This is a genomic window from Micromonospora sp. NPDC005174 (genome assembly GCF_040608495.1).
GTDB lineage: Bacteria > Actinomycetota > Actinomycetes > Mycobacteriales > Micromonosporaceae > Micromonospora.
In genome coordinates, this window is the sequence record NZ_JBEXIJ010000003.1 from 148,314 (window position 1) to 160,988 (window position 12,675).

12 protein-coding genes are annotated in these 12,675 nt (G+C 72.1%); 2 read left to right on the plus strand and 10 right to left on the minus strand.

The annotated features are described in order from the left end of the window. Position 1 precedes the first annotated feature (1 nt). From ABZU91_RS04765 to ABZU91_RS04800, 8 genes are all read right to left on the minus strand, one after another. On the minus strand, positions 2 to 997 hold the full coding sequence (locus ABZU91_RS04765) for an ABC transporter ATP-binding protein (protein ID WP_355233932.1): 996 nt from the start codon (positions 995 to 997) through the stop codon (positions 2 to 4). A gap of 1 nt (position 998) precedes the next feature. Beyond that, positions 999 to 3,695 (minus strand): FtsX-like permease family protein, encoded by a 2,697-nt coding sequence (locus ABZU91_RS04770; RefSeq protein WP_355233934.1) that lies wholly within the window; start codon positions 3,693 to 3,695, stop codon positions 999 to 1,001. After that, positions 3,692 to 6,877, minus strand: coding sequence for an ABC transporter permease (locus ABZU91_RS04775; protein ID WP_355233936.1), 3,186 nt, complete (start codon positions 6,875 to 6,877; stop codon positions 3,692 to 3,694). The genes ABZU91_RS04770 and ABZU91_RS04775 overlap by 4 nt, the downstream gene beginning before the upstream one ends. A 108-nt stretch (positions 6,878 to 6,985) precedes the next feature. After that, positions 6,986 to 7,141: a hypothetical protein gene (locus ABZU91_RS04780; protein ID WP_355233938.1), complete on the minus strand. Its 156-nt coding sequence runs from the start codon at positions 7,139 to 7,141 to the stop codon at positions 6,986 to 6,988. Next, the gene (locus tag ABZU91_RS04785; protein ID WP_355051732.1) at positions 7,138 to 7,353 is read right to left on the minus strand and encodes a helix-turn-helix transcriptional regulator; all 216 of its coding nucleotides are present in this window, start codon (positions 7,351 to 7,353) and stop codon (positions 7,138 to 7,140) included. Before ABZU91_RS04785 ends, ABZU91_RS04780 begins: the two co-directional genes overlap by 4 nt. Beyond that, positions 7,353 to 7,811, minus strand: coding sequence for a DUF2975 domain-containing protein (locus tag ABZU91_RS04790; RefSeq protein ID WP_355233940.1), 459 nt, complete (start codon positions 7,809 to 7,811; stop codon positions 7,353 to 7,355). The genes ABZU91_RS04785 and ABZU91_RS04790 overlap by 1 nt, the downstream gene beginning before the upstream one ends. Before the next feature lie 117 nt (positions 7,812 to 7,928). Beyond that, positions 7,929 to 8,666 carry a VOC family protein gene (locus ABZU91_RS04795; protein ID WP_355233942.1) on the minus strand — a complete coding sequence of 246 codons (738 nt, stop codon included), beginning with the start codon at positions 8,664 to 8,666 and terminating at the stop codon, positions 7,929 to 7,931. 46 nt (positions 8,667 to 8,712) lie between these two features. After that, entirely contained in the window at positions 8,713 to 9,939 is a 1,227-nt protein-coding gene (locus ABZU91_RS04800; RefSeq protein WP_355233944.1) for a hypothetical protein, read from the minus strand. Between the two features lie 385 nt (positions 9,940 to 10,324). Here ABZU91_RS04800 and ABZU91_RS04805 point away from each other — a divergent pair, with 385 nt between their 5' ends. Next, positions 10,325 to 10,669, plus strand: a complete 345-nt coding sequence (locus ABZU91_RS04805; protein ID WP_355233946.1) for a hypothetical protein — start codon at positions 10,325 to 10,327, stop codon at positions 10,667 to 10,669. A gap of 131 nt (positions 10,670 to 10,800) precedes the next feature. Here ABZU91_RS04805 and ABZU91_RS04810 read toward each other — a convergent pair whose 3' ends face one another. Together ABZU91_RS04810 and ABZU91_RS04815 are read right to left on the minus strand one after the other, a co-directional pair. Next, positions 10,801 to 12,051 carry a DUF222 domain-containing protein gene (locus ABZU91_RS04810; protein WP_355233948.1) on the minus strand — a complete coding sequence of 417 codons (1,251 nt, stop codon included), beginning with the start codon at positions 12,049 to 12,051 and terminating at the stop codon, positions 10,801 to 10,803. 61 nt (positions 12,052 to 12,112) lie between these two features. Beyond that, positions 12,113 to 12,301, minus strand: coding sequence for a hypothetical protein (locus ABZU91_RS04815; RefSeq protein WP_355233950.1), 189 nt, complete (start codon positions 12,299 to 12,301; stop codon positions 12,113 to 12,115). Positions 12,302 to 12,386: 85 nt separating this feature from the next. Here ABZU91_RS04815 and ABZU91_RS04820 point away from each other — a divergent pair, with 85 nt between their 5' ends. Next, a complete protein-coding gene (locus ABZU91_RS04820) occupies positions 12,387 to 12,674 on the plus strand; it encodes a hypothetical protein (RefSeq protein ID WP_355234803.1) in 288 nt (95 codons plus the stop codon). Position 12,675: the final 1 nt, after the last annotated feature.

A 12,675-nucleotide genomic window follows, 5' to 3' on the forward strand; every position in this document is an offset into this window, starting at 1 on the left:
CTCACGCCTGCGCCTCCCGCTCCTGAGAGACCCGGTCACCGGGCCGTACCTGCACGTGGTCGGGCTCCAGATCGAGCCGGACCCGCTCCTTCAGCGACAGCGCGTCGACGAACGCGGCCGGTAGCTGCATCCGACCGTTACGGTCCAGCACCGCGTACTCCTCGCTGACCAGTTCGGTGTTGCCGTCCGCCCCGACGCGCGCGGTCCGACGTACCTCGGAGGCGGTTCGACCGTCGCGGATCGCGACGGTCCGGCGGACCTGCGTGGCGACGGCATGGTCGTGGGTGACGATCACGATGGTCACGCCCAGTTCGGCGTTGATGGTGCGCAGCGCCCCGAAGACCTCCGCGCCGGTGGCCTCGTCCAGCTCGCCGGTGGGCTCGTCGGCGAAGAGCACCTCGGGGTCGTTGGCGACGGCCACCGCCACCGCGACCCGCTGCTGCTCGCCCCCGCTGAGCTGACCGGGCCGCCGGTCCGCGCCGTAGCCCACGCCGACCAGGTCGAGCAGTTCCCGCGCGCGCTCGCGGCGGGCCCGCCCGGAGCGCGTGCCGGCCAGCTGCATCGGCAGCTCCACGTTCTCCAGCGCGGTGAGGTACGGCAGCAGGTTGCGGCCGGTCTGTTGCCAGACGAACCCGACGAGCTGCCGGCGGTAGCTCAGCCGGCGCTTCGCGGAGAGCGAGAGCAGGTCGTAGTCGGCCACCCGTGCGATGCCGGCGGTCGGCGTGTCCAGGCCGGAGAGGATGTTGAGCAGGGTCGACTTGCCCGAGCCGGACGCACCGACGATCGCCACCAGCTCACCCCGGTCGATGACCAGGTCGAGCCCCTGTAGGGCGACCACCTCGACCCCCTCGGTCTTGAAGATGCGTACCAGGCCGTCGCAGACGATGTGTCCGCGTAGACGGTCCTGTCCGCCGGCTCGCTCGGCGGCACGTTGCGCCGCCCGCTGCTGCAGGGAAGCCAGGTCGGGCACCAGGGCACTCTGGGCGGTAGCGGTCATCTCAGCTCTCCTCTCCGAGCCGCAGCACCTCACCGAGGCGCAGCCGGCGGTTGTTCAGGGCCTCGACGGCGACCGCGAAGCCGAGGGCGATCGCCCCGAGCGCGACCACCGCGACGACCAGCCCGGGTTCGAACGCCACCCGGACCGGCACCCCGCCGGTGAACGCGGACAGGCCGAGCACCGGATTGAGCACCAGTGGGAGCACCGCGCCGACGAGTGCTCCGGTCAGCACCGACATCCCGACCAGCGGGGTCAGCTCGACCAGCAGCAGCCCTCGCCACTGGCGGCGGGACAGGCCGAGGGTTCGCAGCCGGGACAGCACCTGCCCGCGGGCCCGCGCGCCGGCCAGCACGGTGAACGCGATGGCCAGCAGGCCGAGGACCGTGCCGCCGGCAGCGCCCCCCAGGAACCCGAAGGCCAGGACGCCGTTCGCGCCGCCGTCACCGAGCTGGTGTCGTACGCCCACTCGGGTGTCGACGGTGACGCCCAGCGGCCGTTCCCGGCCGGTGACCGCCCCCTGCTTCTGGTAGCGCAACTGACCCTGGTCACCGGCCTGCCGCAGCGCCTCCGCGTCGATCCGGTCACCGGCGACGAGCAGGCTGGTCGGCGCCGGCGTGGTGGTCCGCGCCGGTAACGCCTGCCAGGGCAGGATCACGAACCGACCGGTGGTCGCCGCCAGCAGGGGGAAGCTGTCCTGCGAGCCGGCAACCCGGAACTCGTACCGCTGCCCCTGCACGGCGACGAACGCCGAGTCCCGCAGATCCGTCCGCGCCAGGTCGGCGGCGACGGCCGGTGACACGATCGCCGGCACGGCCCCCGGTTCGGCGCGGGCGGAGCGCAACGCGTCCGGCACCGTGACGTCCACCCCGGACTCGCCGGTCACCCTGGCCAACCCGGGGCCGTCGACAAGCAGCACCGTGGTCTGCCCGATCCGCGCGTCGGTGCCGACCTCGTCCCTCGCCAGCCGCTGGTCCGGCTCGATCAGCACCGGCGTCGCGGCATCGACGCCGGGCAGACGGTCCAGCGCGTCGACCGTGTCCGGGGCGAAGCGTTCCCCCCGGATCAGCGCGTCGGCGGGGACGACCTGCTCGGCGGCCCGGCCCCGGCTCGCGTCGACGCCGGCGGCGACGACCGCGCAGAAGGCCGCTGTACCGATGGCCAGCACCACGACGACCAGCGGCGCGGCGACCGTCGAGCGCCCGGCCCGCGCGGTGCCGAGGAAGGTCACGCTCCCGCGGGTCCGCGCGGCGAGCCGACTGACGAGCAACAACGGCCAGGGGTACGCGCGCAGCGCGAGCACCGCCGCGGCGACCGCGATCAGCACCGGCACCGACACGAGCAGCGGGTCGACCTCGCCGAGGGTGAGCCCGCGCCGGCGCAGCAGTACGGCGGCGAGCCCGGCCAGCAACAGCAGGAAGACCTCGACGGTCAGCCGCCGTGTCGACGGACGTATCCGGACCAGATCCTGGCGGGCCGCGCCGGCACCCTGCACCGCGAGCGTCGCCAGCGGCAGTGCCAGGGTGACCAGCAGAGTCGCCGCGGCGGCGTACGGCGCGGTCGGGTCGGGCGTACCGGGGAACAGGGTGCCCAGCCACCAACCGAGCGCCGCGGCGACCGGCACCACCAGCAGTGACTCGGCGAGGCTGCGGCGGGCACCGGCGGTGGCCGCGCCACCACGGGCCCGGATCAGCGCGAACTCGGAGCGGCGTCGGCGGGTGGACAGGGTCGCCGCGAGCAGGATCAGCCCGGCCAGCGTGGCCAGGATTCCTGCCCCGACCACCGCGAGCAGGGTCCGGGCGGAGTTCACCTGGGCGGCGAACGCGCGCAGCGGGATGTCGACGGCCTGGGTCAGCGTGAGACCGGGCGGGACGTGACGCTGCAACTGTTGCAGGTTCTCGATCACCTGGTCGAGCTGGCGTGCGTCGATCCGGTCCACGCCAAGGCGGTAGCGCCACTGCGTGCGCACCGGCCAGCCGGCCGCGGCGCCCTTGTCGAGGACCACCGGGGCGACCACGCCGACGCCGATGAAGGGCTGGCCGTCGCCCTCCGGTTCGACGACCTGGAGCACCTGCGGCAACCCGCCCCAGGCGCCGTCCGCCCGGTCGACGGGTCGGAACAGCCCGACCACGACCATCGGTGTCGGTTTGCCATCGTCGGCGAGCTGACGCAGATCGAGCCGGCTGCCGACGCGCAGGTTGAGCTTGCGCGCCACGTCCGTGTCGAGGGCCAGCTCGATGGGCCGGCCGGCGACGTAGGTCTCGTTCGGCCAGGCGCCCTCGACGAGGTTGCTCTCCTGCTGGATGCCGGGCATGGCACGCAGACCGAGGTTGACCAGCAGGTTGCGGGCCTTGAGGTCGGGACCGACCACCCGGTTCGGCGTGGTGTCCACGCTGAGCCATCGTTCGGTGACGGCGGAGCGAATCTGCGGCGGCATCCCCTCGACCAGGCTGTCGAACTGTTCCCGAGCGCCGGGCATGACCGGCGCGGCACCGGTCACGACCTCCCCGGTGGCGTAGTTGAGATCCCGGCGGTCGGCCTGCTCGCTGTTGAGCAACGCTCGCAGGCCCTCTTCGGCGAGCCGGTTGACCAGTCGGGGCACTCCACTGACCAGCAGCGTGACCACCAGGGTCAACACCGCCAGCAGCAGGAACTGCCCGCCGTACGCCCGGACCCGGCGGGCGGCCGCGCCGACGCTCATCGTTCTCCCCCGATTCGCAGCTGCACCGCCGCCACCCGCTGACGGATGCCGGTGGCGATGAACGCGCTGAAGGCGAGCGCCGCCAGCAGCAGGCCGACCGCGGTCAGGCCGATGGGCACCCAGGGCAGCGCGAACGCCGCCGGGGGTACCGGCCGGCCGGCGGCCGGAGTGAGGATGACGAGTGGAGCCATGGTGGCTCCGACCGTGGCACCGAGCAGCAGACCGACCCCGACGCCGATGCCGGCCAGGAAGGTCTGCTCGGCGAGCAGAGCCCGGGCCAGCAGTCGGGGCGTCGCGCCGAGGGTGGTCAGCACCGCGAACTCGCTCATCCGGCGTCGGGCGGTCGCCCACACGTCGACCATGAGGCCGACCAGGGCGAGCAGCACCGCGCCGAGGGCGGCGGCGAGCATCCCGGTGCGCGCCCCCCGCCAGTACGGGTCGTCGGCGGCGGCCTCGATCGCGGCACGCCTGTCGAGGACGGTGACGCCGGTCAGTTCGCCGGCGGCGCGTGCGGCGGCCGCCGGGTCGTCGGCGCCCACCCACCACTCGGGTACGCCTCGAACGGTTCCGCCGGCGCGGATCAGCGCGTCGACCGCCGTGGGCAGGTCGAGCAGCACGCCGTCGCCGGCGGTGGTCGGCACGGAGTCCAGCTCACCGACCAACCGGGCCGGCACGGACGCGCCGGAGAGGGCCAGGGTGAGGGTGTCGCCGGTGTGCAGGCTCAACGCGTCGCGCACCCCGGGCGTCATCAGGACCGGAACGGGGGTGATCTGCCCGGCGGGCACGATGGCGAACCGGGTGGGTGGTTGGTAGGCGAACTGTCCGCCGGGAATGACCTCCACCGGGAAGCTGGCGGAGACGCCGCTCGTGCTGGACTGTGCCGTGGCGGCCGGCTTACCGCCGGCCGTGGTGCTCCAGCCCCCGGTCACCTCGGCGGGCCGTCTGGTGCCGTCCGCGCCGACGAGCGTCAGCCCGTCCACCTGGAGCCGGTACGCGTTCCCGGCCGCCGCCCCACCGTCGGCCTCGAATCCGGCCAACCGCAGTCGCGCGTCCCCCACGTCAGGCAGTTGCACGGTGAACGGCGTGGCCCGTCCGTCGCTGGTGGCGTTGACCGCCGGCAGCCGGAAGGCCGAGCCGTCGCTGCTGGTGACCAGCAACGACACAGCGACTTCCAGTGAGCGGAAGGCCCTCTCGACGGGGGTGCGAGCCGTACCGGTGATGGCGCGGGTGCCGGCGGGCAGTTCGACGCCGGTGGGTGCACCCCGGGCCCCGATCATCCGTTGGTACTGCGTCGACACCGGCTCGTCGCTCAGCCGGTCGGCGAGCCGGACGACGCCGGGCGCGCCGGCCGGGTCGAAGCCGATCACGGTGACGGGCAGGTCCCCCCGGCCGACCCGTACCTCGTCGCGCCACACCGGCAGCGCCCGGCGCACGCCCGGCAGCGCGGCGAGCTCGCCGGCCCGGGTCGCCGGAGCCAGTCCGGCCCGCTCGGTCAACCGCAGGTCGGCGCCGACCGTGTGGCCGGCCTGCTCGACCTGGGACCGTTCCCCGGTACTGACCAGGGACCAGGCGAGCGTGCTGCCGCCGACGGCGAGCGCGAGCAGCAGCACGGGCCCGGCGTGGGGACGGCGGCCCGCCTGCCACATCCCCAGCATGGTGGCCGTCCACGGCCGTCGGTCGACGAACCGCTCGGCGAACCGGGTGAGCGGCGGAAGCACCCGCAGTGCCAGCACGGCCCCGGCCAGCACGCCGAGGGTTGGGGCGGCGATGAGCAGCGGGTCCAGACCGAGCCGGCCGTTCGAGCCGGCGAGCGGAGAGGCGTACCGGCGCAGCTGCACCCAGGCGATCACGGCGAGGGCGACAAGTACCAGGTCGACGCTCGCGCGTTGGACGCTCGCCGACCGGTTCGGGCGGGACCGCGCGGCCATGTCGGCGACGTACGTGCCGGAGCCGCGCAGCGTCGGCGCGACCATGGCCACCAGGCAGCCGGCCGCCGTCGCCGCGGCTGCCGCCCAGACCAGCGTGGTGTTGCCGCCGGCGGTGGACAGCTCCGCCGCACCGCCGGGGCGGACGAATCGCAGCGCCTCGCCGGCGATCACCGGCCCGAGCAGTGCCGCCGGAGCCACCACCAGGGTCGCCTCCCGGGCGGCCAGGCCGGCCAGTTGGCGGCGGGCGGCGCCACGGGCACGCAGCAGCGCGGTCTGTGGGCGACGGTCCTCGTGCAGCAGTGCGGCGACCAGCACCAGCGCGTACCCGCCGAGCACCAGGATGAGCAGCAGCGGGGTGGCCAGCGCGGAGCGGCCCACCAGGTCGGCGCGCGCGATCCGGTCCAGCAGGCGGTCCATCTTCGTCGAGGTCTGCCCCGAGGAGCCCAGTTGGGCGGCCTCGGGCACCGCCGCCACGGCCGTGGTCACGGCGGCCCGGACGGCGGGCAGGTCACCGGCGTCGACGCCGCCGAGGTCCGGTTCGGCCAGCCAGGACGCCGTCACCGAGCCCGGGAAGGCTGTCGTGAAGTCGGCCGGATCGAGCACGAACGGCCCGTACGAGGTGGCCGAGCCCGCGCTGCCGGTCCCCACCCCGGGTGCCAGCAGCCAGTACGCCTCGGTCGGGTCGCGGGGTCGCCAGGTGCCGGCGAGCACCACCTCGCTGGCCTTCTCGGTGGCGCGGTCCCGCAGTGGAATCCGGTCGCCGACGGTCAGGCCGAGTGTCGTGGCGACCCGCTCCGGCAGGCTCACCTGGGTTGGCTTCGCCCCGGGGCGGGGCCACGCGCCGCCGGTCAGCTCGGCGTGCGCGGTCAGGTCGTCGAGGGTGGCCAGGTTGGCGAAGATCGGGTCGTCGCCGGTGCGCGGCACCGAGCCGAGATCGTCGGTCAGTTCCCGGCCGGTGCCGTAGCGCGCCACGGAGACGGTTACCGGCGCCCCGCCGAGCCCGTCGGCGAACTGGGCCCGCGCCGCCTGGTCGCGGGTGGCGAACTCAGCGGCGTCTCGACCTCCGGAGCCGCTGACGAGCAGGCCGCGCTCCTCGGCCGGCGACGCCGCGACCAACGCGCGCTGCCCGGCGTCCACCGCACGTCGGTTGTAGTCCGACAGACCGGTGACCAACGCTACGGCGACCAGGGCGGCGATCACCGCGGCAACCAGCAGTCCCCGCGCCTCGCGGGCCCGCCTCCACACCAGCTTCATCCGACGCCTCCCCTGGCCCTGGTGGGCCGACGACCTTCAAGACAGGTCACCTATGGGGAAAGGTTCGCGCCCGTTACATGATCGTTATTACGGGAACGGTCGGCGGCGTCACGTACCGCGTCGAGCCGTCCGTACGGCGAAGGCGATCGCGCCCACGACGAGCAGCGCGCCGATGAGTTGCAGGCCCGGCGAGTCGTCGGCCCCTCCGTACACGACGGCGGCGACGCCGAGGGCGACGGCCGCGATGGCGACGAGATATCTCATGCTGTCTCCTCCTCGACCCATTCGAGCAGGTCTCCGGGCTGGCATTCGAGCACCCGGCACATCGCTTCGAGGGTGCTGAAGCGGACCGCCTTGGCGCGGCCGTTCTTGAGCACCGCCACGTTCGCCGGGGTGAGCCCGACGCGCTCGGCGAACTCGCCGACGCTCATCTTGCGCTTGGCCAGCTCGACGTCGATCCGGACGACGATGGGCATCAGATCACCGCTTCCATGTCGGTCCGCAGCGTGGTGGCCTGCCGCAGCAGGGCGCGCATGACCACCATGAGGAGCCCCAGCACGGTGACGCCCACCGTCAGCAGGAACAGCAGGAGCGGCAGCCCGGGGTCGCCCGCGTTGAACCCCACGTAGAGGAAGACGCCCACCAGCACCAGCCACGCGGCGGCGATGGCCCAGACGATGGCGTCGACCCACTTCAGCGACGCCTCGGTGAAGATGCGGTCGTTCTTGACCAGGCTGAGCAGTTGCCATGTCGCGACGATCACCACCTGGACGCACAGCACCCAGAAGACCGTCACGATCGTCGCCGGCCACCGGAGGTACGCGTCCTGTGGCGACTCCTGCGCCATGTGCGCGAACTGCCCCGGCAGCGAGAGGGTCTGGAACAGGACCAGGATCCCGAACAACACCACGAGAAACACTCGGAGAGCGGACACCGCTCGACGTTCAACAACCATGCATCGAGTTTCGCTCGCTAACTATCGAAAGTCAATCGGTACACCGGTCGGCCCTCGGCGCGTTCGTCGGCGCTGCGTCTCGTCGCGCGGCGTGGGTCACTTCGGGGTGAGGAGACAGAACTCGTTGCCCTCCGGGTCGGCGAAGACCTTCCACGGGATCGTGCTGTCACCCAGGTCGATCGGCGTGGCGCCCAGGGCCCGCAGTCGCGTCGCCTCGGTCTCCATGTCGTCCCCCGGATACGGGCGGACGTCGAGGTGGACGCGGTTCCACCCCGTCTTCACGTCGGGCGTCCGCAGAAACTGCAGGTACGGACCCACGCCCCGGGACGAGCGCAGGACCGCGTTGTCGTCGGTCACCTTGTGCACGGTCCAGTCCGTCACCTCACCCCAGAAACGGGCCATGCCCCTCGGGTCCGCGCAGTCGACCACGACGGAGGCGATGGGACCCGTGTCCTGGTCCGAGTCGTGCCAGTCGAGCACGCAGAACTCGTTGCCCTCCGGGTCGGCCAGGACGACCCACGGCACGTCCCCCTGCCCCACGTCGGCGGGTGTCGCGCCAAGATCCTTCAGACGTGCGACGACCTGGGCCTGGTGAGCCGCCGAGGTGGTGGCCAGGTCGATGTGCACCGGGTTCTTCACCGTCTTGGGCTCGGTGGAGACGACGATGTCGATGCAGACGGCGACGGGATCGGGATAGACGAAATCCTTCGGTTCGAGGTTCGTCACACCGGGGCCTTCGCTGGACATCTCCCAGCCGAGCACCTCGGCCCAGAATGCGCCGAGTGCCACCTCGTCCCGAGCCTTCATGTTGATCTGCACAAGTCGCGTCGCCATGGCCGCGATGCTATCGAGAAGCGAGTGACGTCCGGGCCTCACCTGGTCACCCGCCCGAGGCCCGGCCCGGGTCGTTGATCTGGCGACGGAACGCGAGGTACGCGGTCAGGTTGGCCAGCAGCAACCCCAACCCGATCATCGAGGCCAGGAGTCCCACGTCGAGGCTCGGCAGTGCCACGAAGGTCAGGGCGGCGAGCACGATGGCGAAGATGTTGAGGAAGGTGAAGGCCAGCACCAGTTCGTTGAGCAGGCGGGACCGCCGGTCCTGGAGTCGACCGACCAGTTGCTGGTGCAGCGTCCGGACGAAATCGAGCCGCTCGTCGAGGGTGGTGAGGACGAGCCGGAACTTCCACTGCTGTTCCAACGCGTTCCAGACGGTGCCGCCGGCCGCGTCGAGGTGCGCCTCCACTGACGAGTACCCGAGCCGGAACAGGCGGATGCGGTGGTATCCGCTGAGTATCCGCTTGGCCTGGTCTTCGAGAGCGCTCATCGAGAGGCCGCCCCGCCCCGGTTCGATCTGGGACAGCTCCGCCGAGAGCACCGCGTCGTAGCGCAGGGCCGCAGCCCAGCAGACGTGGTGCACCCCGGTCAACCGCGCCAGCAGCAGGGCCGGGCGCGACCCGAAGTCACCGACCACCGCCGTGGTGTGCGTGCCGACCCGCAGCACACCACCGCCGAGGCCACCGGGCGTGCAGTCCACGCCGTCGGGGGTGAACTGCTCGGCGATGGCACGTCGGCGCGCCGGGTCGCAGTCCGGGTCCACCCGTACGGCGAAGGTGGTGTTGGCCCAGAGGACGAACACCTCGTCCGCGCCGTCCGGCACCGGCAGGACGGCGCGCAGGAGCCGCGTCACCGCGGGCACCATCCGCTGCACCGGCGGGGCGACCTCGGCAACCACGTCGGCGGCCCCGCTGACGATGCCGTCCGGCAGGTGGTAGGTGACGCACACCAGACCACAGTCGACGTTCCAGAGGCTGATCCGGGCCGAGACCACCTGCCACGCGCCGGACTCCGTGCTGGGCACCAGCGCGGGATCGACGTCCTGGTCGGCCGCCCGCAGGATCTCCGGGCCACCGCTGATCTCCATCGTCGGCCGGGGCATGCTGCCCAACAGCTCGTCGAGGAGCCGTTGGCCGTAGGGCTGCAACGCAAGGTCGTCGAGACCGTCGGTGACGCTCCACCCCGCGGGCACGTCACCCTCGAACCCGGCCGGCGCGGAGAACTGACACGGGAAGTAGGCGAGCACCCGGACCGACGTGACGTCCTCGAGCATCAGCCACCTCTCCCCCGGCCAGCGCCTTACGAGGTATCGCGGAAGACACCAGGAACGGCTGCCGCTCGACGTGCAACAACCATCCATCGAGTTTCGCCTTTTACCTATCGAAGTCAATCGGTCGAGGACGTCTGCTTCCACGCGCGGCGGCGTCCGCCCGGGCACCGGCTCGACGCGCGGGTGGGTGACCGCATGGCGGGCCAGCGTGCGACACACCTCGCCGATCTTGCGCTCGGCGTCGGGGTCGTGCCGATCTCGGACATCCGGCCGGCATATTCGACTGCGTGGACCAGCGGGTGATTCCGCTCCACCGTCGTGTTCGTCACCGTAGCCTGAATTTGTGCCCGGTCGATTGGCGCCGGGGCTGAGACGGGGGACCGATACGGTGGATGAATCAGAGGGCGCGGACAAGGGGCCCATGGCCGGCGGTGGATCGTTCGACTTCTTCGTCGTCAACATCTCCAGTGAAACGCTGACGGGAAATGTCACCTGGACCGGCGGGAGCAGATCCGAGAGCGTAGACGTCAACGGTCTGGCACCCGCCACCATGTCCGAGCTGCAGAGCTTCTCGCCGCAGTCCGGCGTGAACGACTACTGGCAGTGGTCGGAGAAGGGCGACAAATACAAACTCAACGTGTACGACAAAGACCGCCACACCGCCGTTGTCATCAGCGACTACGGTATCGGCGTCCTGGTTACCAACACCAGCCCCGGCACTTGGTCGTGGTGACGCGAGGCATCGACAGTATGTCGCCTCTGCGCCAGCGATAGCTGTCGGCTTATCGTGCGGGTGGGTTGCCGCCCCATTCATTGACACCGGCACACCGTCACCGTCACCGTCACCGTCACGGACCCTCCTGCTCACGTCCGTCGGTGGTAGTGGTTGCGGCGCGGCAGTTGCTCCGGGTCGAGCCAGGCCGGCGGCACGAATTCCGGATGGCCGTCGCCGCCGAGGCGGACGCCCCAGTCACTCCGGTGGACGTGTCGGTGGTGGTGGCCGCAGAGCAGGACGGCGTTGTCGAGGTTGGTCGGGCCGCCGTCGGTCCAGTGCCGGATGTGGTGGGCGGCGCACCAGCGCGGCGGCCGGTCGCAGCCCGGGAACGCGCAGCCGCCGTCTCGAAGAACCAGGGCGCGACGCAGCGGACCAGAGATGAGACGGCGCTGTCGGCCGACATCGAGAACCTGGCCAGCACCGCCCAGCACGGCGGGCAGGACGGCGGCGTCGCAGGCGAGCCGGCGCACCGCGTCGGGCGTGAGCCGCAGGCCGACGTCGAGCGTGCCGGGGCCCAACTGCCTCCTCAGTCCGTCGTAACTGGTGGTCACGACGAGTTGGGCCGGATCACCGCCGGCCTCGGGCAGTTCGCCGGTGCGCAGCGCCAGCCGGCACACGTCCGCGAGGGCGTCATGGCGGCGCTGGCCGGCGCATCGGGTGTCGTCCGGCCCGGAAGGTGCACTCAACGGGTCGATGGCGGCGCGCAGCAGCGCGGCGGCCTCCGCGTCGAGGACACCGCTGAGCCGGAGTCGCCCACCGGTCTGCTCAGAGACGGTGACGTGCCGGTCGCGGGCCGCGCGGGCGGCCTCGGCGGCCAGGGCGGCCGCATCGGCGGCGTCGGCGAGGTCGGGGGCGACGTGGTCGAGAATGCGGGCGCCCATCCGCCGCAGCAACGTCGGGTCGAACTGCCCCGCCCACTCGACGAGCACGCCGACCGCCTTGTCGGCCACCTCGCCGCCAGCGGAGGCGCTCACGGTGGCAGCCGTGTCGGCGATGACGCGGGCCTGCTCCACATTGACCGTGCCGTCCGCCAGCGCCGCGCGCACACCGGGTGGCGCGACGTCGAGCGAGGCCGCGAGGGCGACCCGTCGGCGCGCGGCGGCGACGTCGAGCCGCAGGCGGTGGCGCAGCCACACCGCCGTTGAGACCGCGCCCTGCGCGACCGCCGTGCCCCGCCCGTCCAGCTCGCGGATCGCCGCCAACTGCACCGCCGCCAGCCGTTGCTGCAACCGGTGCGTGGCATCGAGGATCGCGATCAGATCGTGCTCGGCGAGGGGCCAGACGGCGGTGCCGGCACACTCCGCCACCGCCCGGTCCGCCCGCGCCAACTCATCGATCACGAACAAATTCTAGAACAGGTGTACGACAAGAACAGGTTGCCCGCAGGCCTGAGCCCGGGGATCAGCCCTCGACCAACTCCGGACGGTGCTCTCGAATCCAGGCCATCACGTCCGACTTTCGCCAGACCTTGCCCTGCACGAGATCAGCAACGGGCTCCGGGAAATTCCGGTGGCTGGTGATCACGTAAACACGCTGCTTACTGATGCCGCCGAGCATCGCGCGAATTTCCGCAGCGCCTACCAGGTCCATGTGGCCGACGGTAAACAGGTGACCCGGCTCCTTGACCCGGGTCAACTTACCGGTCACCGTTAGGGGCATGTCCACGTCGAACCGAATGCCGCCCGCGGGCGGGCCACTGACCGGCCTGCATCCGGTGCACCAGCACCTACCGCGCCGGCCGACCTGGCTCTGCCGGATATGCGCCGCGACCTGGCCGTGCGCGGGCGCCCGGATGCTGCTGCGCGTGCAGTACGAAGCCGACCGGGTGGGGTTGTCGGTCTATCTGGCGAGCCAGTTGTTCGAGGCGACGGCCGACCTGCTCACGCTGAACCCGGACGCGGTACCCGACCCTCGGGAGCTGTTCGACAGGTTCGTGGTGTGGACGGCCCGGCCGCCCGAGTGAG

Bases quoted from the DNA above. Each gene is read 5' to 3' on its own strand.
- ABZU91_RS04765 (WP_355233932.1), bottom strand. From the start codon at position 997: ATGACCGCTACCGCCCAGAGTGCCCTGGTGCCCGACCTGGCTTCCCTG.
- ABZU91_RS04770 (WP_355233934.1), bottom strand. From the start codon at position 3,695: ATGAGCGTCGGCGCGGCCGCCCGCCGGGTCCGGGCGTACGGCGGGCAG.
- ABZU91_RS04775 (WP_355233936.1), bottom strand. From the start codon at position 6,877: ATGAAGCTGGTGTGGAGGCGGGCCCGCGAGGCGCGGGGACTGCTGGTT.
- ABZU91_RS04780 (WP_355233938.1), bottom strand. From the start codon at position 7,141: ATGAGATATCTCGTCGCCATCGCGGCCGTCGCCCTCGGCGTCGCCGCC.
- ABZU91_RS04785 (WP_355051732.1), bottom strand. From the start codon at position 7,353: ATGCCCATCGTCGTCCGGATCGACGTCGAGCTGGCCAAGCGCAAGATG.
- ABZU91_RS04795 (WP_355233942.1), bottom strand. From the start codon at position 8,666: ATGGCGACGCGACTTGTGCAGATCAACATGAAGGCTCGGGACGAGGTG.
- ABZU91_RS04800 (WP_355233944.1), bottom strand. From the start codon at position 9,939: ATGCTCGAGGACGTCACGTCGGTCCGGGTGCTCGCCTACTTCCCGTGT.
- ABZU91_RS04815 (WP_355233950.1), bottom strand. From the start codon at position 12,301: ATGGACCTGGTAGGCGCTGCGGAAATTCGCGCGATGCTCGGCGGCATC.
- ABZU91_RS04820 (WP_355234803.1), top strand. From the start codon at position 12,387: ATGCCGCCCGCGGGCGGGCCACTGACCGGCCTGCATCCGGTGCACCAG.